At 59.9% G+C, this 25,113-nt stretch carries 27 protein-coding genes and 1 tRNA gene; 11 read left to right on the forward strand and 17 right to left on the reverse strand.

Annotated features, from left to right (window positions below; translation table 11 throughout):
* Positions 1 to 151: 151 nt before the first annotated feature.
* Positions 152 to 466 (forward strand): quaternary ammonium compound efflux SMR transporter SugE, encoded by a 315-nt coding sequence (gene sugE / locus RB548_RS06110; RefSeq protein ID WP_331374086.1) that lies wholly within the window; start codon positions 152 to 154, stop codon positions 464 to 466.
* A 48-nt stretch (positions 467 to 514) separates the two neighbouring features.
* Here sugE and RB548_RS06115 read toward each other — a convergent pair whose 3' ends face one another.
* The 4 genes from RB548_RS06115 to crcB all read right to left on the reverse strand — a co-directional run bounded on the left by RB548_RS06115 (position 515) and on the right by crcB (position 3,409).
* Entirely contained in the window at positions 515 to 1,300 is a 786-nt protein-coding gene (locus tag RB548_RS06115; RefSeq protein ID WP_331374087.1) for an ATP12 family chaperone protein, read from the reverse strand.
* Positions 1,293 to 1,958, reverse strand: coding sequence for an HAD-IA family hydrolase (locus tag RB548_RS06120; RefSeq protein ID WP_331374088.1), 666 nt, complete (start codon positions 1,956 to 1,958; stop codon positions 1,293 to 1,295). Before RB548_RS06120 ends, RB548_RS06115 begins: the two co-directional genes overlap by 8 nt.
* A complete protein-coding gene (locus tag RB548_RS06125; RefSeq protein ID WP_331374089.1) occupies positions 1,958 to 2,950 on the reverse strand; it encodes an RluA family pseudouridine synthase in 993 nt (330 codons plus the stop codon). The genes RB548_RS06120 and RB548_RS06125 overlap by 1 nt, the downstream gene beginning before the upstream one ends.
* Positions 2,951 to 3,031: 81 nt before the next feature.
* On the reverse strand, positions 3,032 to 3,409 hold the full coding sequence (crcB, locus tag RB548_RS06130) for a fluoride efflux transporter CrcB (RefSeq protein ID WP_331374090.1): 378 nt from the start codon (positions 3,407 to 3,409) through the stop codon (positions 3,032 to 3,034).
* A gap of 129 nt (positions 3,410 to 3,538) precedes the next feature.
* On the opposite strand from crcB, the gene RB548_RS06135 reads away from it, so the two are divergent.
* The gene (locus tag RB548_RS06135) at positions 3,539 to 3,850 is read left to right on the forward strand and encodes a DUF1883 domain-containing protein (protein WP_331374091.1); all 312 of its coding nucleotides are present in this window, start codon (positions 3,539 to 3,541) and stop codon (positions 3,848 to 3,850) included.
* Between the two features lie 139 nt (positions 3,851 to 3,989).
* On the opposite strand, the gene fghA is transcribed toward RB548_RS06135, so the two are convergent.
* The 5 genes from fghA to RB548_RS06160 form a co-directional block, all read right to left on the reverse strand.
* Complete coding sequence (gene fghA, locus RB548_RS06140) at positions 3,990 to 4,823, reverse strand: S-formylglutathione hydrolase (protein ID WP_331374092.1); 834 nt, start codon at positions 4,821 to 4,823, stop codon at positions 3,990 to 3,992.
* A gap of 27 nt (positions 4,824 to 4,850) precedes the next feature.
* Positions 4,851 to 5,498: a DUF1345 domain-containing protein gene (locus RB548_RS06145; RefSeq protein WP_331374093.1), complete on the reverse strand. Its 648-nt coding sequence runs from the start codon at positions 5,496 to 5,498 to the stop codon at positions 4,851 to 4,853.
* A 140-nt stretch (positions 5,499 to 5,638) separates the two neighbouring features.
* Positions 5,639 to 6,079 carry a YaiI/YqxD family protein gene (locus RB548_RS06150; RefSeq protein ID WP_331374094.1) on the reverse strand — a complete coding sequence of 147 codons (441 nt, stop codon included), beginning with the start codon at positions 6,077 to 6,079 and terminating at the stop codon, positions 5,639 to 5,641.
* A gap of 78 nt (positions 6,080 to 6,157) precedes the next feature.
* Positions 6,158 to 7,285: an S-(hydroxymethyl)glutathione dehydrogenase/class III alcohol dehydrogenase gene (locus tag RB548_RS06155; RefSeq protein ID WP_331374095.1), complete on the reverse strand. Its 1,128-nt coding sequence runs from the start codon at positions 7,283 to 7,285 to the stop codon at positions 6,158 to 6,160.
* 138 nt (positions 7,286 to 7,423) lie between these two features.
* Positions 7,424 to 7,834 carry a helix-turn-helix domain-containing protein gene (locus tag RB548_RS06160; protein ID WP_331374096.1) on the reverse strand — a complete coding sequence of 137 codons (411 nt, stop codon included), beginning with the start codon at positions 7,832 to 7,834 and terminating at the stop codon, positions 7,424 to 7,426.
* Between the two features lie 281 nt (positions 7,835 to 8,115).
* On the opposite strand from RB548_RS06160, the gene RB548_RS06165 reads away from it, so the two are divergent.
* Complete coding sequence (locus tag RB548_RS06165) at positions 8,116 to 9,009, forward strand: DMT family transporter (protein WP_331374895.1); 894 nt, start codon at positions 8,116 to 8,118, stop codon at positions 9,007 to 9,009.
* Positions 9,010 to 9,060: 51 nt separating this feature from the next.
* Here the strand turns inward: RB548_RS06165 and lipB are convergent, their stop codons facing one another.
* Entirely contained in the window at positions 9,061 to 9,807 is a 747-nt protein-coding gene (gene lipB / locus RB548_RS06170) for a lipoyl(octanoyl) transferase LipB (RefSeq protein ID WP_331374097.1), read from the reverse strand.
* A 193-nt stretch (positions 9,808 to 10,000) separates the two neighbouring features.
* Between lipB and RB548_RS06175 the strand changes: the two genes are divergently transcribed.
* From RB548_RS06175 to RB548_RS06190, 4 genes are all read left to right on the forward strand, one after another.
* Positions 10,001 to 10,085 (forward strand) — tRNA-Leu (locus RB548_RS06175).
* Positions 10,086 to 10,955: 870 nt separating this feature from the next.
* Positions 10,956 to 12,905, forward strand: coding sequence for a PrkA family serine protein kinase (locus RB548_RS06180; RefSeq protein ID WP_331374098.1), 1,950 nt, complete (start codon positions 10,956 to 10,958; stop codon positions 12,903 to 12,905).
* 25 nt (positions 12,906 to 12,930) lie between these two features.
* The gene (locus RB548_RS06185) at positions 12,931 to 14,256 is read left to right on the forward strand and encodes a YeaH/YhbH family protein (protein ID WP_331374099.1); all 1,326 of its coding nucleotides are present in this window, start codon (positions 12,931 to 12,933) and stop codon (positions 14,254 to 14,256) included.
* Positions 14,257 to 14,258: 2 nt separating this feature from the next.
* On the forward strand, positions 14,259 to 15,806 hold the full coding sequence (locus RB548_RS06190) for a SpoVR family protein (RefSeq protein WP_331374100.1): 1,548 nt from the start codon (positions 14,259 to 14,261) through the stop codon (positions 15,804 to 15,806).
* Between the two features lie 7 nt (positions 15,807 to 15,813).
* Here RB548_RS06190 and RB548_RS06195 read toward each other — a convergent pair whose 3' ends face one another.
* From RB548_RS06195 to RB548_RS06205, 3 genes are all read right to left on the reverse strand, one after another.
* Positions 15,814 to 16,188, reverse strand: a complete 375-nt coding sequence (locus RB548_RS06195) for a hypothetical protein (RefSeq protein ID WP_331374101.1) — start codon at positions 16,186 to 16,188, stop codon at positions 15,814 to 15,816.
* Between the two features lie 103 nt (positions 16,189 to 16,291).
* Entirely contained in the window at positions 16,292 to 16,552 is a 261-nt protein-coding gene (locus RB548_RS06200) for a hypothetical protein (RefSeq protein ID WP_331374102.1), read from the reverse strand.
* 254 nt (positions 16,553 to 16,806) lie between these two features.
* The gene (locus RB548_RS06205; protein WP_331374103.1) at positions 16,807 to 17,310 is read right to left on the reverse strand and encodes a peptide deformylase; all 504 of its coding nucleotides are present in this window, start codon (positions 17,308 to 17,310) and stop codon (positions 16,807 to 16,809) included.
* Positions 17,311 to 17,763: 453 nt separating this feature from the next.
* Here RB548_RS06205 and mgtE point away from each other — a divergent pair, with 453 nt between their 5' ends.
* Both mgtE and RB548_RS06215 read left to right on the forward strand, forming a co-directional pair.
* The gene (gene mgtE, locus RB548_RS06210; protein WP_331374104.1) at positions 17,764 to 19,182 is read left to right on the forward strand and encodes a magnesium transporter; all 1,419 of its coding nucleotides are present in this window, start codon (positions 17,764 to 17,766) and stop codon (positions 19,180 to 19,182) included.
* 73 nt (positions 19,183 to 19,255) lie between these two features.
* The gene (locus RB548_RS06215) at positions 19,256 to 19,642 is read left to right on the forward strand and encodes a MerR family transcriptional regulator (RefSeq protein ID WP_136504391.1); all 387 of its coding nucleotides are present in this window, start codon (positions 19,256 to 19,258) and stop codon (positions 19,640 to 19,642) included.
* Between the two features lie 162 nt (positions 19,643 to 19,804).
* On the opposite strand, the gene RB548_RS06220 is transcribed toward RB548_RS06215, so the two are convergent.
* The 3 genes from RB548_RS06220 to RB548_RS06230 form a co-directional block, all read right to left on the reverse strand.
* Complete coding sequence (locus tag RB548_RS06220; protein WP_331374105.1) at positions 19,805 to 20,278, reverse strand: methyltransferase family protein; 474 nt, start codon at positions 20,276 to 20,278, stop codon at positions 19,805 to 19,807.
* Positions 20,279 to 20,281: 3 nt separating this feature from the next.
* Positions 20,282 to 21,292, reverse strand: coding sequence for a heparan-alpha-glucosaminide N-acetyltransferase (locus RB548_RS06225; RefSeq protein WP_331374106.1), 1,011 nt, complete (start codon positions 21,290 to 21,292; stop codon positions 20,282 to 20,284).
* 108 nt (positions 21,293 to 21,400) lie between these two features.
* Complete coding sequence (locus tag RB548_RS06230; protein WP_331374107.1) at positions 21,401 to 22,105, reverse strand: DUF599 domain-containing protein; 705 nt, start codon at positions 22,103 to 22,105, stop codon at positions 21,401 to 21,403.
* A 624-nt stretch (positions 22,106 to 22,729) separates the two neighbouring features.
* Between RB548_RS06230 and RB548_RS06235 the strand changes: the two genes are divergently transcribed.
* Positions 22,730 to 24,130, forward strand: a complete 1,401-nt coding sequence (locus RB548_RS06235; protein WP_331374108.1) for an L-serine ammonia-lyase — start codon at positions 22,730 to 22,732, stop codon at positions 24,128 to 24,130.
* A 154-nt stretch (positions 24,131 to 24,284) separates the two neighbouring features.
* Positions 24,285 to 24,722 carry a DUF1489 family protein gene (locus RB548_RS06240; RefSeq protein ID WP_331374109.1) on the forward strand — a complete coding sequence of 146 codons (438 nt, stop codon included), beginning with the start codon at positions 24,285 to 24,287 and terminating at the stop codon, positions 24,720 to 24,722.
* 106 nt (positions 24,723 to 24,828) lie between these two features.
* Here the strand turns inward: RB548_RS06240 and RB548_RS06245 are convergent, their stop codons facing one another.
* Positions 24,829 to 25,098: a hypothetical protein gene (locus RB548_RS06245; protein ID WP_331374110.1), complete on the reverse strand. Its 270-nt coding sequence runs from the start codon at positions 25,096 to 25,098 to the stop codon at positions 24,829 to 24,831.
* Positions 25,099 to 25,113: the final 15 nt, after the last annotated feature.

Below are 25,113 nucleotides of genomic sequence, written 5' to 3' on the forward strand. Positions count from 1 at the left end.
TGCCCGCGGTGCAGGGCAGGCTTGCCGGAAGACAACTTGCTGCCCGCGCTCTCTCGTGGCATAGAAACCGCATTGCAGACGGCTGCACGGGTACGATTTTGTCGCCCCGAACATCCGCGGGGACGGCCTCGCTCCAGAACAGGAGTTTGAAATGGCCTGGATCACCCTTCTGCTTGCCGGCATCCTCGAAATCGGCTGGGCAATCGGTCTCAAATACACCGACGGTTTTACGCGGCTCACACCAACGGTGCTGACCGTCGGATCGATGATTCTGAGCGTCGTGCTTCTTGGTATTGCCGTTCGTTCGCTGCCGCTCGGCACGGCCTATGCCGTATGGACCGGCATCGGCACTGTCGGCACCGTCGTGCTTGGCATTTTCTTTTTTGCGGAGCCGGCGACGTTCATTCGTCTTGGCTGCATCGGCCTGATTGTTGCCGGTATCGCCGGTCTCAAGCTTTTCGCCTAACTCTGCGTGATTTGCCTGTCTTTAGGGCAGGCAAATCCATGCTCGACGCTATCTCAAGGCGTCGAGCGCCGCTGCGGCCGCCTGCGTTTCCTGCCACCGGCTTTCGCGGCGCTGGAAGGCTTCTTCATCGGTTCCCCAATGTTCGATCTGCCAGTCCTCGTCGACATGAGCGGCAGTCCAGGCTTCCGCTGCCGTCAGTCGTCCCATGGCGAAGGCGAGCGCGAGCAGCGCGGATCCGGTGAGTGTCGTCAAAGTGTGCAAGCAAGTAAGTCCGAGCGGCGTCGCGAAGGCGCGCAGACCCTCGGCATAGGCCGAGATTGCCTCTCGAGGTTGCTCTTGGTGGATCACGCCTTCGATCAGAATGAAACGGGCGCCGAGCGATTGAGCGGCCCAGTCGAGGATCGGGTTCCAGAGATCGTGCTGACGTGTGACCAGCCCCTCGGGGCTGTCGGCACGATAGCAAAGGAGGTCGCTGCCGGCGAAACGCAGGATATCGTCGAACACTGCGCGGTGATCGAGCGCCACTCCGTCGATAGCGGTATTGACGATGCGTGTAATCGGCATTCCCGCCGGATCGATGACGTCGGACTGCGCATCCCACTCGGCCACCAGCAGTTCTGCAAGCTTGCGGGTCGGAACCGCAAGCGGATGCTTTGCCGGTGTGCGCACGGCGCGGCCGTCAAGGAGGACGGCATGAGCACCATCCTCCGCGGCGCGGACGCTCACGACCTTGTAGAAGCGCTTTGCCAGCGGCTTTTGCATCTGGATCTGTGCACGCCGCACGGGATCTTCGTGGCTCAAGGCCGCGCTCAACTCATCGCGTATATCAGGCATGGTTGCGCTCCATCCATTCGATTATGTCTGCCGGTACGTGGGCAACGTGGTCGGCGCCAGCTTCGACCAGAGCTGGCACGCTTGCGTAACCCCAGGCGACCCCGAGAGCATGCGCGCCGGCCGCCTTCGCCATCTGCATATCATAGATGGCGTCGCCGATGACGATCGTGTCCCTCGCATCGACGCCTGCTTCCGCACAACATTCCATGACCATGGCCGGGTGCGGTTTGGACGGGCAGTCGTCGGCGGTCCGGGAAACGAAGAAGATCTTGTCGAGGCCATGCGTGGCCGAAATGTGCGTGAGCCCCCGCCGCGATTTTCCGGTAACGGCGCCGATCAGCAATTCATCGCGCGCGGCAAGCGTCTGCAATAGCTCGGCAATGCCGGGAAACAGCTCTTCTTGAAAGCCCGCTTCAGCCCGCACCGAAGCGAAGATCTCCTTGTAATGTGCCGTCATTGTGACCGCATGGTCGTCGACATGTTCACGGCCCAACAGGCGGGCGATCGCGATGTCGAGCGTCAAGCCGATGATCGCCTTGGTCGCCTCGGTCGTCGGGCGGGGATGGTCAAAGGCCTCAAAAGTGCGAGCCATTACTTCATGGATCAGCGCGACGCTGTCGACCAGCGTCCCGTCGCAATCAAAAAGCACGAGCTTCATCAATCGTCCTCGTCGGCGGTGTTCTCGTCGAAACCGAGCAGGTTCCAGCTCTGCACCATATGTGGGGGCAGGGGAGCCGTGACCTTCAGCCGACCGCCGTTCGGGTGCGGAATATCGATATGTCGGGCATGCAGATGCAGCCGATTCTGGATGCCGCCGGGGAAGGTCCAGTTAATGTCCGCCTCGAAGTATTTCGGATCTCCAATGATCGGGTGCCCGATGTGGGCGGCGTGGACGCGGAGTTGGTGGGTGCGTCCGGTATAGGGCTCCATTTCGAGCCAGGCCAGATTTTGCCCGGCCTGCTCGACGATGCGATAGTAGGAAATCGCGTGGTCCGCGCCCTCGTCGCCGTGCTTGGCGATCCGCATGCGGTCGCCGTCCGGCGTCTGTTCCTTGACGAGCCAGGTGGAAATGCGGTCCTCGCGCTTGCGCGGTACACCCTTGACCAGGGCCCAATAGGTCTTCTTGGTGTCACGCTCACGGAAGGCGGCGGTCAATTGCTGCGCAGCGCCGCGCGTACGAGCGATGACGAGGACGCCCGAGGTGTCGCGGTCGAGACGGTGCACCAGTCGTGGCTTTTCACCCTTCTGGTTCGTCCACGCTTCGAGCATCTTGTCGATGTGGCGACTGACGCCGGAGCCGCCCTGCACGGCAAGGCCGGCGGGCTTATTGAGCACGATCACCTTGGCATCTTCGTGGAGCACCATGCGCGACAGCAGTTCGCCATCAGGCGAATGGCGCAGGTCCCGACCACCGATCGGGCCTGTCTTGGTATCCTTGGCATCGACGCCGAGGGGTGGAATGCGGATCGTCTGGCCCGGCTGCACACGCGTGTCGGATTTTGCCCGGGCGCCATCCACGCGGATCTGGCCGGAACGCAGCAGCTTCTGCAGCGGACCGAAGCCGAGCCCGGGGAAATGCACCTTGAACCAGCGGTCGAGGCGCATTCCCGCCTCGTCACCGTCGACTTGCCTGTGTTCTATGCCTGCCATCTGCCGAAATCCTGTTCTTCTACAGCGCCGCGCGTCTTGTCAAACGCGCGAAGAGCGCTGTAGCACATTGAATTGCTGGCTTTAGACCATTGCGCGCATCAGGGCCAGTCCGGCGAAGACTGCAAGGATGGAAAGAACGACGCTTGCCAGAATATAGGCGACCCCGAGCGCCGGTTGGCCGTGCTCCAGCAGCGTTATCGTGTCCAGCGAGAAGGCGGAGAATGTGGTGTAGCCCCCAAGCACGCCGGTGATCAGGAACACGCGCATCTCCGGAGACGCCCCCATCTTGTGCATGATCAACTCCGCTAGGAAACCGATCAGGAACGAGCCGCTGACGTTTACCAACAAGGTGCCCCAGGGAAAGGCGGGACCGAACCGATGGAGCGTCCAGAGGCCGACGAGATAACGTAGCACAGAGCCCAGCGCGCCACCGGCGCCGACGAGCAGGATATGGAACATGAAGCCGATTTCCGTTGGGGAAATGAGGATGGTGGTTGGGATGGCGCTACGCGACCGGTGCAAAACCATTCGTTAAGCGGCGCTCGCTAGCATTGTGAGAAATGTCTTATGTTTCCGGTCCAGGTGGCGATGACAAAAAGAGCATTGAACTATACCCATTACGACCTCAAGGAACAAAGGGCCGGCACCACGATCGAAGTGACGCTGTCCGCCGTCGCCAACGTACGGCTCATGACTGCGGACAACTTCACCCGTTACACGGAGACACTGAAGCATCAGTTTGTTGGCGGCGTCGCGCGAAAATCGCCGCTTCGCCTGACCATCCCGGCAACCGCCCATTGGCATCTCGTCATCGACATGGAAGGTCACCACGGGCTTGCCCAGTCGAGCGTGCGCTTGGTCGAGACGGCTGGCCAGCCACGCTTCCAATCCATGTCGTGACTACAGCGCCGCGCGTCCTATCAGACGCGCAAAGGGCGCTGTAGCACTTTGAATTGCTGCATGTTTTTATCCTTAACTCGGCTACGATTTAAGGAAATATGCAGTGACGCTGCCGGCTCGCATCCCATACGATCGTTTCTCAGCCGAGCCGCTCGGCATGCCACTTCAGATGATCGTCCATGAAGGTCGATATGAAATAGTAGGAATGGTCGTAACGCTCATGCATCCGGAGCGTCAGCCCGATTCCGGTTCCCTTTGTCGCCTCCTCGAACAACCAGGGGCGCAGGCCGTTCTCAAGGAACCCGTCCGCCTTCCCCTGGTCGATCAGGAACTCCGGGAAACGTGCCCCATCCTTGACCAATGCACAGGCATCGTACTGCCGCCAGGCGGTTTTGTCCGGGCCGAGGTATTTCTCGAAGGCACCGACCGACCAGTCGGCCGTCGATGGTTCCACGATCGGCGCAAAGGCCGAGCAGCTCTTGAACCGCTCGGGATGCTTCAGGGCGATCGTCATCGCCCCGTGCCCGCCCATCGAATGACCAAAAATGCCCTGGCGGCTCATGTCCATGCGGAAATGCTGGCTGGCGAAGGCGGGTAGCTCTTCGGTGATGTATGTGTACATTTGATAATGTTCGGCCCAGGGCATTTCCGTTGCGTCGAGATAGAAGCCGGCACCCTTGCCCATCTGCCAGTTGGTCAGTTCGTCCGGCACATCGCTGCCGCGCGGGCTTGTATCCGGGCAGACGACGATAAGGCCGAGCTCCGAGGCCATGCGACGATATTCTCCCTTTTCCATCACGTTCGCGTGGGTGCAGGTGAGGCCGGACAGGTACCATAGAACAGGGCGCGGCTCGCTGATCGCCTGCGGCGGCACATAGACGGCAAAAGTCATTTCGCCCCTGCAGGCAGCTGAATCATGGGAAAAGACGCCCTGCATGCCGCCAAAGGCCGTGTTTTGCGAGATAACTTTCATGGGACTCTCCTTGAAATGGATCAGGCGTCAGCCGGCTAGCTGGACAGCCGCATTGACGGCCGCGGCGACCAGCACGGTGTTGAAGAAGAAGGAAACAACGGCATGTGCCAGATTGATCCGACGCATCGCCGTTGTGGTGATCGCCACATCCGATGTTTGCGCAGTCATGCCGATGACGAAGGCAAAATAGAGAAAGTCATAACCGCAGGGCATGTCCGTTTCCGGAAACATCAGTCCGCGCGCTGGCTCCATCGGCTGGCGGGTTTCATCGGCCAACCAATAGACGTGCGCGTAATGCATTGCGGCCATGGTGTGGATCGTCGCCCAGCCGAGTGCGACGGAGGCAAAGGCGAGGGGCAGTTCGATGGCAGTGCCCTGATCCTGTCGATTGAGCGCCAGGAAAAGCGATAGCAGCGAGACGGCAGCCGCAGCAAGCGTAACCAGGAAAATCGCCGCTTCAGGTTCGTCAGTGCTATGCGCATGATGTTCGAGATAGGTTCCGGTCAAGCGCCTGAGCCGCGCGACCGCCTTGATAAGGTAAACACAGAAGAACGTGATTGCCGCGATCTCCAGGGAAAAACGTGGAGCAACCACCAGCGAGACCGGCAGGCTCGCCAAGGCGCAGCCAAGCGCAGTGTAGAATGGCCAATGTCGCAGCCGTGTCGTCCGTGTCATCGAGCGGCCTCTGATCTTCGCGGGATTCAGCCTGCATTGCCGCGCGTCTTATCAGACGCGCAAAGAACGCTGTAGCACTTTGAATCGCTGCATGTTTTTATCCTTAAATCGGCTACGATATAAGGAACATGCAGTAGCTCTCATCTTTTGGCTTGGCGGCAGAGCCGGTCAATCGTGACCAGGAAGGCTGAGCGGTCCCTTGGTGTGAAGGCTGCATTGTAGCCTTTGCTTTCGCCGGTTTCCCGTAAGTGTGCGCCGAGGTCGCGCATGGCCGAGGCCATGCCGATGTTGCTCTTGTCGAAGAGCCGACCGGAAGGTCCGGTGACGAGGGCACCAGCGGCGACACAGCGTGCGGCGAGCGGAACGTCCGCCGTAACCACGATATCGCCTTCTCCCGCGCGTTCGGCAATCCAGTTGTCGGCGGCGTCAAAGCCTGCCGAAACGATGACGTTATGCACCATCGGGTCTCGCGATGGGCGCAGGCCGGAATTGGCGACGAAGGTCACCTCGAAGCCGTGGCGTTCCGCTACCTTCAGAATTTCCGCCTTCACAGGACAGGCGTCCGCATCGACGAAGATCATCTTGTACACACTTCCTAATAGCCACAAAGCACCGGAATTCAACCGATTCCGGTGCTTTGTTGGTTTGAGGCCGACAGCTCAGTAGATCACGACCGAGCGGATGCTCTCGCCGGAGTGCATCAGCTCAAAACCCTTGTTAATGTCGTCGAGCGGCAGCGTGTGGGTGATCATCGGGTCGATTTCGATCTTGCCCTCCATGTACCAGTCGACGATCTTCGGCACGTCGGTGCGCCCGCGCGCGCCGCCAAAGGCGGTGCCCATCCAGGTGCGGCCGGTGACCAGCTGGAACGGCCGGGTGGATATCTCCTGGCCGGCGCCGGCCACGCCGATGATCACCGACTTGCCCCAGCCGCGATGCGAGGCTTCGAGCGCCTGGCGCATCACCTTGACATTGCCGGTGCAGTCGAAGGTGTAGTCGGCGCCGCCGAACTGGTCGGCGCCGCGCTTGGTCATGTTGACAAGATGGGCCACGAGGTCGTCGCCGACCTCCTTCGGATTGACGAAGTGGGTCATGCCGAACTTCTCGCCCCAGGGCTTCTTGTCGTTGTTCAAATCGACGCCGATGATCATGTCGGCACCGGCAAGGCGCAGCCCCTGGATGACGTTGAGGCCGATGCCGCCGAGACCGAAGACGATCGCGGTCGACCCCATTTCGACCTTGGCGGTGTTGATCACCGCGCCGACGCCGGTGGTGACGCCGCAGCCGATGTAGCAGATCTTGTCGAACGGGGCGTCGGGATTGACCTTGGCGACGGCGATCTCCGGCAGCACGGTGAAGTTCGCAAAGGTCGAGCAGCCCATGTAGTGGTGGATCTTGTCCTTGCCGATCGAAAAGCGCGAGGTGCCGTCCGGCATCAGCCCTTGGCCTTGCGTGGCGCGGATGGCGGTGCACAGATTGGTCTTGCGGCTGAGGCACGACGGGCAGGCGCGGCATTCCGGGGTGTAGAGCGGGATGACGTGGTCGCCCTTCTTCACCGAAGTGACGCCGGGGCCGACGTCGACGACGATGCCGGCGCCCTCGTGGCCGAGGATCGCCGGGAACAGCCCTTCCGGGTCGGCCCCCGACAGGGTGAAATCGTCGGTGTGGCAGATGCCGGTCGCCTTGACCTCGACCAGCACCTCGCCGGCCTTCGGCCCTTCGAGCTGAACCGTCATGATTTCGAGTGGTTTGCCGGCCTGAGTGGCGACGGCGGCGCGTACGTCCATGTCTCTTCTCCCTTTGATTTTAAATGCTTTGCTGGCAGCGGCTGCGATCGTCAACGTTGTGGCAGTCGGGTGCGCTAAGCTGGAATCGGCGATAGACTATTCTACTACGTTAAATGGAATGCGGGCGGAAAACGCGCTTCAGCCTCCTCTTGGACGAACGGTCTGCTGAATGCGATCGAGTTCCGCTTCGAGCGCGGCGATGGCTTCGCCGGTCTGAGCATGCAATTTCTTGACAAGATCGAGTTGCTCCCGAAGGGCCTCTTTCGAGCCCATGCCGGCATCGTCATCAGGGGCGCGGCCGATGCCGGCAATCAGCCAGGCCGGCGTGACCCCGAGTACGCCGGCCAGCATGAACAGGCGATTGGTGCGAGGTTCGGCACGGTCGCGTTCCCATGCCGCGACGGTTTCGCACCGCACGCCAAGCCGGTCCGCAAGTTCCCTCATGGAAAGATTCGCGGCGTCACGCGCTCTCCAGATGCGCCCCCCAAGCGTGTCGCCGTCTCCTGTCTCGCGAAGGCGGGCGATCATGGTTTCGGTGGATAAGCGCATGGCTCTCTCCTTTGGCACAGTTACGTTCAAAGGTTCCGGATGATTGCCGGAAGCGCCCCTGGCTTCCAGCTGCGGGGCGAAGGTGGAATCAGCTTATAGGCATTGCCGTGTCGACGGACCACCTCGGAACGTCAAAAACGCGGCCAAATGCGGCTGTCTGTCCAGCGCGTCGCCAAGGCACATTGAAACCTCGACGAAACAAGCTAAGTTTCGGCACCGAAATCGGAAATCTGCCTGTGAACGAGTATTCTCCAACGGCCGTCGCGCCGCACAATCCGGTCATGCGCGGCGTGGCGATCATGATCTTCGCCATGCTCATCCTGCCCTGCATGGATGCGATTGCGAAATATATGGCGGTCTATGAGGGCATGTCGCCCGGTCAGGTGACCTTCTACCGCTTCTTCTTTCAACTGATATCGACGGCGCCGTTGTTGTTTTCGGCCGGCGGGCTGCGGGCGTTTTATCCGAAGCGGCCCTGGCCGAACATTCTACGCGGTATACTGCTCGCCGCGGCGGCGCTCTTTTTCTTCGTTTCCGTGAAATACATGCCGCTCGCGGATGTGTTCGCCATCTACTTCGTCGAGCCGTTCATTTTGACATGCCTTTCGGCGCTGATCCTGCGCGAGAAAGTGGGATGGCGGCGATGGTCGGCGATCGCAGTCGGCTTCGGTGGTGCGATGGTTGTCATCCAGCCGAGCTTTGCCGTCTTCGGCCTGAAGTCGTTGCTGCCGGTCGCCTGCGCCTTCCTCTTTGCCTGCTACCTCTTCCTCAACCGCGCCCTTGGCAGCGCCGATCCGCCGCTGACGATGCAGACGATCGCAGGCATAGGCGGGACACTGTTCATGGCGGCGGTGATCGCCGTCGGCAATGGGTTCGGTGCCGTCGATTTCGTACCGTCGCTACCGCAATCGGCGCTCGGCTGGATGCTCGTCGTGGTACTCGGGACCATTTCCGGCTGGGGACATCTCCTTGTCGTCAAGGCATTTCAGGCCGCGCCGATATCGCTCCTGGCACCATTCCATTATTTCGAGATCGTCTCGGCGACGGCGCTCGGCTACATCGTTTTTGGAGATTTTCCGACGCCATCGAAGTGGCTCGGCATTCTCGTAATCGTCGCATCCGGGCTGTACATCATCTGGCGCGAGAGGCAGGTGCAGAAGCGAAAGCGGGCGTAAGTTCGCCGGCCACCATTACGAATATACCGAATTATGCGCCGATAGCCCGATCTAGGCGAGCGGCGCCAATGGTTGGCGACAGTCGCCTTCGACGCGTGTCGGCCCAAAGACTGTTTCGAATGCCTCCCTCAGTCGAATGTCGACGTCGGGCATCATGACCGGCAGGCCAAGATCGACCAGGCTGGTGACACCGAAGCCGCGGATGCCGCAGGGCACGATACCGCCGAAGTGATCGAGGTCCGGATCGACGTTCAGCGCGAGGCCATGAAAGCTCACCCATTTGCGCAGCCGGATGCCGATCGCGGCGATCTTATCTTCGGCCGCGGATCCGTCGGGCAGTGGCGGCTTTTCCGGACGGCGCACCCATACGCCCACCCGGTCTTCGCGGCGTTCGCCTTTGACGTTCATCGAATCGAGCGTGTTGATGATGACCGCCTCGAGTGCTGCGACAAAGGCGCGCACATCCTGACGGCGCCGCTTTAGGTCAAGCATGACATAGACGACTCTTTGACCCGGACCGTGATAGGTGTATTCGCCGCCCCGGCCGGTCGCATAGACCGGGAAACGGTCAGGCATCACCAGGTCCGAGACGTCGGCGCTTGTGCCCGCCGTATAAAGTGGAGGGTGCTCGACCAGCCAAACCAGTTCGTCCGCTGTGCCAGCGGCAATGGCCGCGGCTTCCCGTTCCATGGTTTCGACCGCTTCTGGATAGTCGACGAGGGAAGGGGCAATGCGCCAGCGCACTGCCGGCGATCCTGGCGGTGCAAACATGTTTTGGTCGAGATTGTCGCGCTGCATGAGGCCCTATTCCTGGTTTTTCCGCCTCCGTAAATGGGATGGCGCGCGCCAAGAGTCCAGCATTTCCAGCGCTTCGCGAGGGTGCTGTTGAAATAGTTTCTTTTCTCGTCAAATTTCTGTCGTCTTGCCCTTGTGCACCCCAAATGCTTTTGCTACATGCAGCCCCGCCGACGCAATCGGCACCTACCACGATGCGGTCGTGGCGGAATTGGTAGACGCGCAGCGTTGAGGTCGCTGTGGGGCAACCCGTGGAAGTTCGAGTCTTCTCGACCGCACCAAATTGAATTGAAAAAGCCCCCGTAACCGTCCGGTTCTACGGGGTTTTTTATTTCAGACTTCGAATTTGCATGCGCCGATGCATGATCCTTTAAATCGGAATCGATTTAAGGACAAATCATGCGGAAACTCAAAGCTCCGCAGCGCCCTTTGCGCGTCTGATTAGACGCTCGGCGCTGTAGTGCCGTTGTTCCGGCACCGCCGCGCAGCGCCGCAGCTGCAGGACGTCACTCCTACTGCGACGCCGGAGCTCAAAGCGAACGTCTCCGGTAGCACCCGCGACCAAAATGCCATATTGTGTTGCTAAGGAGATCCACAGGCGGCGTCGCCGACGCAAGTCTACGAGCAAGCGAGTGGGGTCGCCGCCGCGCTGTGCCAGATCTGGCCATGGGGTCTCTGCAGCATTTCCGCCCGGCCCGAGTTCGGGCCACGGAGACGAAGGCGAGTTGTGTTTCGCCCGCGCACCGGTTCTGCAGGGACTCTGCCGCGGGGGAAATAGCCGTTCGTCGAAAAATCGGAAAAGTGGACAGAGACTGGACGCGAATCCGCTCGCCATCGCGGAATTGTGAAAAGCGGTCAATATGATGGGGTGACAGAGCGGCGAACCTGCTGCATGATTTCCTATATCCGATTCGACTTTACGGATAAGACCTGTAGCAATTCAAAGCATTACGGTGCCCGTTGCGCCATTTGGAAAGCGCCGCGCGCCGTAAGGAAGATGCGGGTGCTCACCGTTGGCCACTGCTTAGGCATCCGCTAGCTAAACCGCAACGTGTTGAGGAACTTTGGAGGCAGGAAACAGTTCACTGTAAGCAGGGAGCCAACAGGCAGCGAACCCGTCTCGGTTGACCGGCCTCCCGCGGGAGAGCGTGATGACAAGGAGTGAATCTGACGTCTTCGATCTCTTTTCAGAGATCTATACGAGTGCAGCGCAGGAAGAGATAAGTCTGCAAGAATATCTCCTCGCCTGCCGCGACGACAAGAGTATGTACGCCACCGCGCAGGAGCGCATGGTGGAGGCCATCGGAGAGCCGACCCTCGTCGATACGAGCGCGGACGAGCGTCTCGGGCGAATCTTCGCCAATCGAACCATCAAGATCTATCCCTCATTCTCTGACTTCTATGGCATGGAGGATACGATCGAGCGGATTGTCGGCTATTTCCGCTATGCCGCGCAGGGCCTCGAAGAGCGCAAGCAAATTCTCTACCTCCTCGGGCCGGTTGGCGGCGGCAAATCCTCGTTGGCGGAGCGGCTCAAGAAGCTGATGGAGGCGCGCCCCATCTACACTTTGATGGTCAACGGCAAGATCAGCCCGGTCTTCGAATCCCCGCTCGGTCTGTTCCACCCGGAACGCATGGCCGATCTTCTCGAGGACAAGTATGGAATCGCCAGACGGCGGCTCACCGGCCTGATCTCGCCTTGGGCGGCCAAGCGGCTGGACGAAGTCGGCGGCGACATTTCGAAATTCAGCGTCGTCAAACTGATGCCATCCCGCTTGCGCCAGATCGCCATCGCGAAGACCGAGCCCGGCGACGAAAATAACCAGGATGTCTCCTCGCTCGTCGGCAAGGTCGATATTCGCCAGCTCGAAAACTACAGCCAGGCCGACCCGGACGCCTATTCCTACAGCGGCGGGCTGAACCGCACCACACAGGGGCTGCTTGAGTTCGTGGAGATGTTCAAGGCGCCGATCAAAGTCCTCCACCCGCTGCTAACGGCGACCCAGGAGGGGAATTACAACGGCACCGAGAATTTCGGCGCGTTTCCCTACCAGGGCACCGTCCTGGCGCATTCCAACGAATCCGAGTGGCTGCAATTCAAGAACAACAAGAACAATGAGGCGTTCCTCGACCGCATTCTGGTGGTCAAGGTGCCCTATTGCCTACGCGTTACGGAAGAGAAGCTGATCTACGAGAAACTCCTACGTGAAAGTGAGTTGGTCGACAATCCTTGCGCGCCGGAAGTTCTGGAGTGCTTGAGCCGGTTCACGGTGTCGACCCGCCTTGCTCCCCATGAGAACTCTCCGCTTTATACGAAGATGCGGGTCTATGACGGCGAGAACCTGAAAGACACGGATCCGAAGGCAAAGTCGGTGCAGGAATATCGCGACGCCGCCGGCGTCGACGAGGGCATGACGGGCATCAGCACCCGCTTTGCCTTCAAGGTGTTGTCGGAGACTTTCAACTACGACACCAAGGAGGTCGCCGCCGATCCCGTGCATTTGATGTACATCATGGAGCAGGCGATCAAACGCGAGCAGTTTGCCAAGGAAATCGAGGCAGGCTATCTCGACTTCATCAAGTCGGAATTGGCGACGCGCTATGCCGAATTCATAGGCCATGAGATCCAGAAGGCCTATCTGGAATCCTATAGCGAATACGGTCAGAACTTGTTCGACCGGTACATCGCCTATGCGGACGCATGGCTTGAGGACCAGGACTTCAAGGATCCCGACACCGGACAGATCCTCAATCGCAAGGTACTCGACAGCGAACTGTCGCAGATCGAGAAACCGGCGGGAATCGCCAATCCGAAGGATTTCCGTAACGAGGTCGTAAAGTTCACGTTGCGTGCCCGGGCCAAGAACAGCGGCCGCAATCCTTCCTGGACGAGTTATGAAAAGCTGCGCGAAGTCATTGAAAAGCGTATGTTCGGCCAGGTCGAGGATCTGCTGCCGGTCATCAGTTTCGGCTCCAAGAAGGACAGTTCCACCGAGAAGCAGCATGCCGAGTTCGTCCAGCGCATGATCGAACGCGGATATACCGAACGGCAGGTTCGGCGGCTCGTCGACTGGTACATGCGAGTGAACAAGGCGGGCTAAAGATGCGTACGTTGGGGGTTTGCCAATGCCGAATTTCATCGACCGCCGCCTTAATCCAAAGGACAAGAGCCTTGGCAACCGGCGGCGTTTCCTGAAACGGGCGCGGGAAGAGCTGAAACGGACGATCAAGGAACAGATCAAAGCAGGCAAGATCGCGGACGTGGATGCGGAACACCGCGTGCCCATGCCCGAACGCGGCGTCGGCGAACCATCCTTCCAGCCTTCCCCAAGCACCGGCGAGAGACAGTATATCCTGCCCGGCAATCATGAGTTCACGCCGGGCGATCGCATCCCGAAACCAAGTGCACGCGGCGGCGCCTCGGGCGCCGGCGCAGGAACTGGCGAGAGCGAAGACGACTTCCAGTTCGTGCTGTCGCGCGACGAAGTCCTCGATCTTTTTTTCGAGGACCTTGAGCTTCCGGATATGGTGAAGCTCAATCTCAAGGAGTCGGTAGCGTTCAAGCCTCGTCGGGCCGGTTTTGCGACATCGGGATCGCCCACCAATATCAATGTGGGGCGCACGATGCGCAACAGCTATGGCCGCCGTATCGCGCTCAGGCGGCCCAGCCGTGCGGACGTGGCCACGATCGCCGACGAAATTGCCAGGCTGGAGGCGGAATCGAATGCCAGTAGCGCCCACCAGAAACGCATCGAGGCGTTGCGCCAGGAACTGGACAAGCTAGAGCGCCGCCGCCGCCGCATTGCTTATGTCGACCCGGTCGACATCCGCTTCAATCGTTTCGAGCCACAGCCGCTGCCGAATGCAAGCGCGGTGATGTTTTGCCTCATGGATGTCTCTGCCTCGATGGGCGAGCGGGAGAAGGATCTGGCCAAGCGCTTCTTCGTCCTGCTGCATCTGTTCCTCAAGCGGCGCTACAAGCGAATAGACATCGTCTTTATTCGCCACACGGATGAGGCGGGTGAGGTCGACGAAAATACCTTTTTCTACAGCAAGCAGAGCGGCGGCACGGTTGTTTCCACGGCCATCGAGGAGATGCTCCGTATCATTGAGGAACGTTATCCGGCGCGTGAATGGAACATTTACGCTGCTCAGGCCTCCGACGGGGAGAACAGCGCCGGGGATTCGGACCTTTGCGTTTCGCTTCTCCACCGGCAGGTGATGCGCCTTTGCCAATATTATGCCTATGTTGAAATCATAGATGAGCGCGAGACGGAGATTTTCGGTACGACCGACAACGGCACGTCCCTCTGGCGCGCCTATCGCACGGTCGACAGTGAATGGTCGAATTTCCAGATGACCCGGATTGCGAGACCGTCGGACATCTATCCGGTTTTCCGGAAGCTTTTCGCCAGGCAGCCAACCATGCAACTGCGCACTGAAAGGCGATAGGAATGCCCAAGGGCGCAGCCTCAAACCTTCTGTTTCACGATTCCGATTGGAATTTCGAGACGCTGTCGCGCACCTATGATGCGATCGAAACGATCGCGCTGGATGAACTGCATCTCGACGTCTATCCGAACCAACTCGAGATCATCTCCTCCGAGCAGATGCTCGACGCCTATTCTTCGGTGGGGATGCCGCTGATGTACCAGCACTGGTCCTTCGGCAAGCGCTTCGTTTTCGAGGAACACCTCTATCGCAAGGGCCGCCGCGGCCTTGCCTATGAACTGGTCATCAACTCCAACCCCTGCATCACCTATCTGATGGAGGAAAACACCATGGCCATGCAGGCCCTGGTGACGGCGCACGCGGCCTTTGGCCACAACCACTTTTTCAAGAACAACTATCTGTTCCAGCAGTGGACCGATGCCAGCGCGATCCTCAGCTATATGGAGTTTGCCAAGAAATATATCACCAAATGCGAGGAGCGGTACGGAACGTCCGAGGTCGAGGTCATCCTCGATTCCGCCCACGCACTCATGGATCAAGGCGTCTTCCGATATCGTCGTCCACCGCGGCTTTCATCCGAGAAAGAGCGCGAGCGCGCCCGAGAGCGGCTCGAATACGAAGAGCAGACCTACAGCGATTTATGGAGAACGCTGCCGCCCTCACCGGACGGGCACAACTCCAAGGAGGCGGAGCGCGACGCTTCGGAGCGGAAGAAGGCGCTCAACCTGCCCGAAGAAAATCTGCTCTATTTTCTGGAAAAAACCAGCCTGATCCTGGAGCCCTGGCAGCGGGAGCTCCTGCGTATCGTTCGCGTCATCGCCCAGTACTTCTATCCACAGCGGCAGACGAAGGTGATGAACGAGGGATGTGCGACCTTCGTGCACTACACGATCATGAACAGGCTTTTCGATCAGGGCAGGATCAGCGAAGGCTCCATGCTGGAAATGCTCCACAGCCACTCCAACGTGGTCTTTCAGCCATCCTTCGACGACCCGCGCTTTCCGGGCATCAATCCCTATGCGCTGGGATTTGCCATGATGCAGGATATCCAGCGCGTCTGCACGGATCCGACACCGGAAGATCGTGATTGGTTTCCCGAGATCGCCGGCAGCGGCAATTGGCGGGAGACGCTGATCGACGCCTGGGCGAACCACCGGGACGAATCCTTCATCCTGCAATATTTGAGCCCGGCATTGATCCGCAAATTCAGGCTGTTCCTGCTGACGGACGAGGCCGGCGACAACTACTGCGAGGTTGCCTCGATCCATAATGAGCGCGGCTACCAGACCATACGCACTGCGCTTGCGCGCAGCTATGATGTCGCGGCGAACCAGTCGGACATCCAGGTCGTGGATGTCGATCTCCTGGGCGATCGCCACCTTCGGCTGCAGCACAACGTGAAGAACGGCATACTCCTGGACGAAGCGAGCCGCGACGCCACGCTTCGTCACGTGCGCCATCTTTGGGGGTACGACGTCAGCCTCGCCGGCGTCGATGCGGAAACGGACGACGTACTCTATGAGTGCTCGACTGCGCCGACTTCCGAATAGATGATCGTTATTTCCCCGTGCCGCCAGGCGAGGTTTGCTGCGACGGCCCAACGGTTCCCGACGGCGCGGCAGGATCCCTGTCGGTCGGGTAGGCTTGGCCGTCGGCGGGGGCGGGTGTCTGGTTGCCGACACTGCCGGTGCGCTCGGACGATGGAGCAGGCGGCGTCTGCTCAGTTTGCGTCGCCCGATCGCTATCGTTGCTTTCGCCCCAGAGTTCGACAGCGCCCCACGCAAGCAGGACGAGAAACAGTCCGCCTGTGAGCACCGCCAGAACACGGAGGCCGAGGCCGCCCGGTCTGGTTTCCTGGGCCGAGAATTCTTCCCTGTCCGCATCATGTGTTTTCGAGACCGGATCGCCGCGTTCATCGAGATACTTGGCCATCAGATAATCTCCATTGATCTCTACCAATGGAAAACGAGGCGGCGATCACAATGTTCCGGGCCGCGACGACGTCGTGACAGCTTCGCCCTTGAACGGCTCGCCGTCAGGGCGCCCAGCTGTCCTGGACGTTGCGACGAACGAGCTTGTAGGAATGATCCGGCTGGACTTCGTATGTTTCGAAAACCATGGTGCCCTGATGCAGGAAACGGTGCTGTATCATCGTGCCGGGCGCTGCTTGCGTTCTGCGCGACGCCGCCTTCTCGCCATAAGTGAAGCTGCCGGGGAGGGGCTCCAGATCAGGTGAAGCGGCCGTGCACCCGGCCAGGGCTAATGCAACAATGGGTATCAGGCGTAAGGCTTTCATTTTGTATCCTTGATGAATCGTATTGTCGGCGATCCCAGCTGGACTACAGCGCCGCGCGTCTTATCAGACGCGCAAAGTACGTGGTAGCACTTTGAATTGCCGCATGTTTTTATCCTTAAATTGGATACGATTTAATGCATGTCGCTCAAAAGTGTGCAGCGGTTTTGGGACAACGACATGCATGAAAACAAAGACCAAAAGCGCGTCGCATGAGGCCGTTTGAAGGCGACGCGCTTAGGGGAACTGCAGTAGGGTCACCGCTCACCTCTGGTCATTTTTTCGAACCGCTTGACCGCGCGTTCGCGTTTTAGCCGGGAGAGGCGCTGCGTCCAGAAAATACCGGCGAGCTGGTCGATCTCGTGCTGCAGGCAGATCGCCATCAGTCCTTCTGCATATTCTTGCAGCGTGTCACCGGATAGCGATTGATAGCGCACGCGCACCGCGCACGGCCGCTCGACTTCCTCTGAAATGCCGGGCATCGAGACGCTGCCTTCCGCGTGCCGCATCAGGTCATGGGATTGCCAGATAATCTCCGGATTGGCGAAGACCCGCGAGCCGCTTCCCCGATCCAGCTCGATCACCGTCAGCCGTCGCAGAACGCCTACATGATTTGCAGTAATGCCGATCCCCGGGGCGGCGTGCATCGTCTCGAGAAGGTCGCTTGCCAGTTGCCGAAGATCGTCGTCGAAATGTTCGATCGTTTCCGCCGCGGTGGCGAGCGCCGCGTGCGGAAAGCGTACGATGGGGAGAATAGCCATCCTGGCCCCTACTGCATGTTTCCTTATGTCCTAGCCGATTTAAGAATAAGAACATGCAGCAATTCAAGGTACTACAGCGTCCTGATAAGACGCGCGGCGCCGTAGTCTCGGCAGGCATCTGCCTTTTCGGCTCCTTGACCTACGGCTTTCATATGCGTTTGCAACAGCTTGCGCAAAACTTTCGCCGGCTCTTCATTCGCACCCTCTGCCCTGTGGACCTCGCGGAAGCTTTGCGCTACTGCATGACTTCCGGGGTCGGAATCGATCCGAGGATAAAATCACGCAGCAATTCAAAGTGTTACAGCGACTTTGCGGGGAGGAGGCGGGGGCGTTGTAGCAAGGCAGGTCGCCGTTGCCTTTCGAGGGCGTGGCAGTCATTTGGAATGGCGCGCTCGCCTTTCGGGATCTTCGTCCCATTTGATTCGGGCGGCTTTGTTTTTCGAGGGCGGCTCAATGAGCAATATCGGCGACGACGACCGTTCGGAAGAAACCACCGCCTATGACGGCTCGGATATCTATGCCGACGACGGCTCTGTGCGCTCCGACTTCCTCATGCATGTCGGCGCCGCGATTGCCGATCGCGACACGATCTATCTGCGTCAGCACGTCGCTGGCCTTCACGCTTCCGAACTTGGCGATCTTCTGGAAGCTATCCAGCCGGAACAACGGCTGGCGCTCGTCTCGCTGCTCGGCAAGGAGTTCGATCTCGCGGCGCTGACCGAGGTCGACGAGGCCATACGTCTTGACATCGTCGAGCACCTGCCCAACGAGCAGATCGCCGAGGCGATCGGAGAGATGGACTCCGACGACGCGGTCTACATTCTGGAGGATCTGGATCAGGAGGATCAGGAGGAGATCCTCGCCAAGTTGCCGTTCACCGAACGCGTTCGGCTGCGTCGCTCGCTCGACTATCCCGAAAGCACTGCCGGCCGGCGCATGCAGACGGAATTCGTCGCGGTGCCGCCGTTCTGGACGGTGGGTCAGACGATCGACTATATGCGCGAGGACGAAGACCTTCCCGACAGTTTCACGCAGATCTTCGTCATCGATCCGACGTTCAAGCTTCTCGGAACCGTCGATCTCGACCGTGTGCTTCGCACCAAGCGGTCGATCAAGGTCGATGCCATCATGCGCGACACCAGCCACGCCATTCCCGCCGAGATGGATCAGGAAGAGGCGGCTCAACTCTTCGAACAGTACGACCTCCTGTCGGCCGCCGTTGTCGACGACAACGAGCGACTGGTAGGCGTACTGACCATTGACGACGTGGTCGACGTGATCCAGGAAGAGGCGGAAGAGGACCTGCTGCGCCTGAGCGGCGTCGGCGACGAGGAATTGTCGGACTCCGTTGCCGAGGCCTCGCGCTCGCGGGTGCCGTGGCTCTTCGTCAACTCGATGACGGCCTGCATATCCGCCTCGGTGATTGGCCTTTTCGACGCGACCATCCAGCAGATCGTGGCCTTGGCCATCCTGATGCCGATTGTGGCCGGCATGGGCGGCAACGCGGGTTCGCAGACCATGACAGTGACCGTCCGTGCGCTCGCGACCCGCGGCCTCGACATTCACAATGCGCCGCGCATCATCCGCCGCGAAGCGGGGGTAGGGCTCCTGAACGGCATGATTTTCGGGACGTTCATCGGTGTGGTTGCGGGCCTGTGGTTTCAGGATCCGAATATAGGCGGCATTATCGCGACGGCAATGTTGATCAACATGATGGCGGCAGCGCTCGCAGGCATCATGATTCCGCTTCTCCTTGAAAAATCCGGTGCCGATCCGGCCGTTTCTTCGGCGGTTTTCGTGACGGCGGTTACCGACATAACCGGCTTCTTCAGCTTTCTCGGCATCGCCACCTGGTGGTTCCACATCCAGTGATGGCCGCTGCGTTGTTTGACTTTTACGTCAAAGTCAACGATAGTGATGCCTCGGAGTTTGATGGGACGGCGGCGTGAACAAATACTATAGCATCACCGAGCTAACGCGGGAATTCGGCATCTCAACCAGAACGCTGCGCTTCTACGAGGATGAAGGCCTTATTCATCCGGAGCGCCGCGGCCGCACACGACTCTTTCGGCCGGCGGACCGTCACCTCATCAAGGAAATCCTGCGCGGCCGGCGCATCGGTTTCACCATTGCCGAAATTCGCGAGATCATCCAGGTCTACAAGGATCCGCCGGGCGAGATGGGCCAGCTCCAGCTCCTGATGACGCGCGTCGAGGAAAAGCGCGAGGAACTGCGGCAGAAGCGCAAGGATATCGATGATACGCTCGCCGAGCTCGACAATGTCGAGGAAGCCTGCCTGACGCGTCTCGCGGAGATCGGCGTTGGCACCTAATGCATGTTGCCCAAAAGTGTGCGGCGGTTTTGGGGCAACGACATGCATAAAAAACAAAGACCTGAAGGGCGTCGCATGAACTCGATTGAATGCGACGCGCTTTAAGGCGGGCGAATTGGTTTGTTCAAAGGTGGCCGGGTGCCACCTTTTTTGCTTTCGGCCTCAGATCCACCGAGCGGTGCGACGGCAATAGCGTTCGAATTCGAAACCGAAGCGCGACAGCAGATGTCTCTCTTCATTGCGGATGACAAAGACGGTCATCAGCGCGACAGCCGCCATCGCCGCGATAAAAAGCCATGGGTTGGCCGTTATCAATCCAATGCCGATCATCAGCAGCGTGTAACCGAGATATATCGGATTGCGCGTGAAGCGAAAAGGGCCGCAGGTAACGAGGCAGGTGGCGCACCGGGTTGGCAGGATCGCGGTATGCCGGTCCAGCAGCGTCTTGACGGCCCAAAGGTCGATGGAGATCGCCGTGAAGATCAGTGCGCCGCCAATGAGCCACGCAAACCAGCCGTGCCCATTCGCCACCGGGATCGGGAAGAAACGATTGACCATCAAAGCAGTCAGGACTGCCGCGCCATAAAGCACGGCGGGCCAGGGGAAATTCAGCGGCTTGGCACGATAGGCATTCATGTCCTAGTCCCCTGATTGCACGTCCATTGTGCATTGACGGGCGATTCGCGCAATGCGTTCGTCCGTGTTCACGTCGATCTTGCCCATGTTTAAGTCCTGGAAAAGGCTTTGTTCTTTCAACCGGTCGAGCGTGCAGCCGCAGAAGGCTTCGCACGGCGCGGTGGGGTCTGCGCGGTTGCAGGCCGCCACGCAGTTTGCGCGGTAGGCTTGTTCCGGGTCGGGCGCTGCGGCGGGTGCGATCTGGGCAACGAGATAGACGAGGCCGATGAGCAGCGGCTGGTGTGCGAGGTATATGGCCAGACTGTGACGGCCGCCGAAGGCGAGCGGCCTGATCCACAGGTTGCTTTCCTCCCGTTTGGTGGACGTCCCTCGGTTGACAAGCAAGGGGTGAAGCAGCTTTGCCGTTCCGATGCCGATCAGGAAGGGGGCAAGCCAGGGAAGGAGAGGCACGTAGTCGTTCGAACGCGGGATCGTCTCGGAAAGCCCAACCCACCACAGCAGCGGCACATCGAAGATCGCCGAGCGCAGGTAGAGCGGCGCAGCGAAGGCCGCCGCGGCGGCAACAAAGGAGACGATCGCGGGAAGTGGCAGGAACAGGAGGCCGACAAGGCTTGCCGCCGCGATCGAATGAAGGATTCCGAAGAAGATGAAAGAATTCGGGATGGCAAACCAGGTCGCAACGCTGATCAGCAACGCAGCGCCAGCGATCTTCACGAAGCGGCGCGCAAAGGCGCGCGGACGAAAATTCGGCCGCTGGCCGAGCACCAGGCTGTAGCCCGCCAGAAACAGGAAACTGCTCGCGATGAGGCGGGCGAAAAGCCGCCAGCCGCCCGTCGCCGCCGTCCCCGCCGCCACATAACCGAAGAATTCGAGATCCCAGACGAAATGATAAATCGCCATGGCGACGAGCGCCGAGCCCCGGAGCGCGTCCAGAAGAGCGATCCGATGACGCTTTTTGGTCTCGGGCGATGCGCGTCGAGTCTCGGTAACCGTTGTTGCTGTGTTTTCCGACATCGGCTCTTGCCATCCTGTTTTCGCGATAAGTTCGCATGTCTGGCTTGCGCCGGCCACGCGTGGATGTTCTTCGAATGAGGAGCAGCGCGTATTACTTTGGCGCAGATCTTAGTGCTTGGAAGCCTCGGAGGCATCCTCGACGAGAGCGTCTCTCGCCTCGGAGAAGAACTGTCGACGGACCAGCACGAAGATGACGAAGCCGGTCAGAACGATGAAGACATAGGGGCTGATGAACCAGCCGAGATAGCCGATCGACAGGAAGATCGCCCTCAGTCCGGCATTGAAATGTTTGGCGGCCAGGATGTTCATGCGGATTGCCCGCTCGGCGGCCTGCTCAGCCGCTTGCCGGTCGCGCGTCATGTCCGCCGTCATCGGAACGCCGCCCATCAGGATGGAGCAATAGTTGAACAGGCGATAGGACCAGCCGAATTTGAAGAAGGAGTAGCCGAAGAGGCAGGTGAGGCCGCCGACCTTCAGCTCGAAACCTGTCCGGCCGCCGCGGAAAACCTGCGGAAGGTCGTTGAAGATCATCTGCACCTGGTCGGTCGCTCCGAGCAGCGCGAAACAGCCGCCGAGCGCGAAGATGGTGGTCGAGGCAAAAAAGGCGGTGCCCGCCTGCAACCCGGCGATGATCTGCGTGTCGATCATTTTCAGGTCGCGGTTGAGCGAGTTGCGAATCCATCGTCGGCGGTTTTCGTTCATCAGCCGGGTCAGGCTGACACGCTTGAATTTGCGCCGGGCGTCGGTTGCCCAGTTGAAGCCGCCCCATAACAGGACGAAGATGCCGAGTGCGATGTAATCTTCGAAGGTCATGCACGCGTTTTTGGCATGGCTGTTTGAAAATGCAAGATCGGCGCCCCTGTATGCCTTGCCGATCGACTCTGTTCGGCGAATTAGGCGCTCTCCCGTGCTGTTTGGGGCCTCTGTCGCCTTGACACGATTTTGCCATATTTCGACGTTGCGGCGCTACACATTCTTCAGTATGCATGGCGCATGCGCGGGCAGCGAATGCAACGCCCGCCGACCTCTGGGCACTCGGAGACATCATGGACAATACAATACAGAAGTCGTGCTGGGGCGTGACTGTTCGCGCCTTGGCTGGCTTCGTCGGCGTTCTCGTCCTGGCCTATCTTTTCGGCGGCCTTTGAGATCGAGGCATTCCATCAGGGCGACGCGGTCCCAAGGACCGCGTCGTTCTGATTCTATAGCGACCTTCTCGCGACGCGCTTTGCATCATGTCGCACGAACAGAATCGGATGTCGGTTGATCGCCTGATCAATGGGGATGGGATAGCTTACGGTTTGATCCTATATCTATGGAATAGCCGACATCGCTGGCTCTCGAAGAGGAGCCGAGTGGGCGTCGGCCTTGTAATCATCGGCTGGCGCTTCGGGTGGCGTACCTGACGGCGTTTCCGTGCTCCGGGGCAGGCAGTTTATGTTTCTTTCCGTCTTCGACGTCTTCAAGATCGGTATTGGTCCTTCGAGTTCGCACACGATGGGGCCGATGTCGGCGGCAAACAGGTTTCTCGACCTCATCCTTTCCGATGACTGGCCGCGACCGACACATGCCAGCGTCGCCGCCATCAAGGTCAGTCTGCACGGTTCGCTTGCCCATACGGGCATCGGCCACGGCACCGGCCGCGCGGTTATCCTCGGGCTGATGGGCGAGCGTCCGGATCTCGTCGATCCCGACAGCATGGATGCAATCATCGACGAGGTGGAACGCTCTGGCCGCATCACGCCCGCCGGACATCCGCCTTACGCGTTCCAACCGAAGACAGACCTCGTTTTCGACAAAAAAGTCCCTCTGCCCGGCCACGCCAACGGTATGTCCTTCTCCGCCCTTGATCGCGACGGGCGGCTGCTCTTGAAGCGGATCTACTATTCGATCGGCGGCGGTTTCGTCGTGACCGACACGGAGCTCGAGGCGATGCGCGCCGCCAAGAACAAGCCGGCGGCCGTAAAGGTGCCTTATCCCTTCGCGACGGCGCAGCAGATGCTCGATATGGCTGCTCGTTCGGGGCTCACCATTGCCCAGATGAAGCGGGCGAACGAAGAGGGCACTATGTCGAGGGAAAAACTCGACGCCGGCCTGGATCGCATCTGGGAAGCGATGAAGAGTTGCATCGACCGGGGTTTGAGCCAGGACGGCATCATGCCGGGCGGCCTGAAGGTTCGCCGCCGTGCGCGTTCGATCCACGACAAGCTTCAGGAGGAGTGGCGATCCAACAAGACCAACCCGCTGCTCGCAAACGATTGGCTGAGCGTTTATGCGATGGCGGTCAACGAGGAGAATGCGGCCGGTGGTCGGGTCGTGACCTCGCCGACGAATGGCGCCGCTGGCGTCGTCCCGGCGACCATCCGCTATTATCTCCATTTCCATGATGACGCCGATCAGGAGGGCATCCGCGATTACCTACTGACCGCCGCAGCCGTTGGCGGCATTATCAAGCACAATGCTTCGATCTCCGGCGCGGAGGTCGGCTGTCAAGGCGAGGTCGGCTCGGCTTCCGCGATGGCGGCTGCGGGCCTTGCCGCCGTGATGGGGGGCACGCCGGAGCAGATCGAGAACGCCGCTGAGATCGCGCTCGAACACCACCTTGGCATGACCTGCGATCCTGTCGCCGGTCTCGTGCAGGTGCCGTGCATCGAGCGCAACGCCCTTGGTGCCGTCAAGGCAGTGACGGCGGCCTCGCTCGCCCTCAAGGGCGATGGCAAACACTTCGTGCCGCTCGACGCCTGCATCGAGACCATGCGGCAGACCGGCGTGGACATGAATGAGAAATACAAGGAAACCTCCACTGGCGGTCTCGCGGTGAACGTCGTCGAGTGCTGACGCGTCCGCGTTGCGGGAGCGGTGAGGCGGGAGGCAACGCCTTTTCTGCCCCAATCCTGCCATAGGATCAGGAGGTCGGCTGGTGGGCGCTCCTGTGGACGAACTGGTTCAAGACGCTTGACCACGGTTGGCGGACGGGTGTTCAAAGTTTCTCATGGCGTTGCATCTCATAAAGCTCTGTGTCGGCGCAGAATCGGTCGAGGACTTGCGCGATTGGGTGTCGCGCAAGGCGCTGGCTGCGATTGCGGCCGGGCAGGAGCCCCACTCGTTCCATACGACCCGGATGGTTCCGAAACGTACTGAGGAACTCCTTGCCGGCGGTTCACTCTATTGGGTGATCAAGGGGCATGTGCAGGCCCGGCAGGCTTTGATTGGTATCGAAACATTCACTGACGGCGAGGGCATCGTCCGCTGCAATCTCATCCTCGGACCGGAAGTGGTTGAAACCGAACTCCAGCCGCGCCGGGCTTTCCAAGGATGGCGCTACCTGCAGGACAAGGAGGCACCGCGCGACCTGGCTTCGCTTTCCTCCGGCGAGGCGGACATGCCGCTGGAACTCAGGCGCGAACTGGCGGAACTCGGTCTTCTCTAAGCAATTTCAGGAAAAGTGTGTAACGGCTTTCCGTCCGGAGTTGCGTAATATCAAAGAGTTAGATCACTTCATGTTTCAGTGAAACGGTGAAATGATCTACTGCATGTCAGTGGATGCGCAATCGGAGCGGATAGCGACGGCCGGGCGCAGTCACATGCAGGTGGATGCCGGCGCGCGGCTGGGTCGAGCGCCATGCACGCGCACCATGCGTTAAAAGCATGCTGACGAGATCGCGCGTCTTCGCTTTCGAGCGGTTCAAGCCGATGTCGGCGATGCGCATTGCGGCCTCATGTAGGGGATGCAGACCAATGCGCGAAGACTTCATCTTCTTTCCCGGCATCGTGGTAACACCGGGAACATTCTCGTTCACTGCCATGACCAACCTCGTTAC

Source organism: Sinorhizobium chiapasense (assembly GCF_036488675.1).
Taxonomy (GTDB): domain Bacteria; phylum Pseudomonadota; class Alphaproteobacteria; order Rhizobiales; family Rhizobiaceae; genus Sinorhizobium; species Sinorhizobium chiapasense.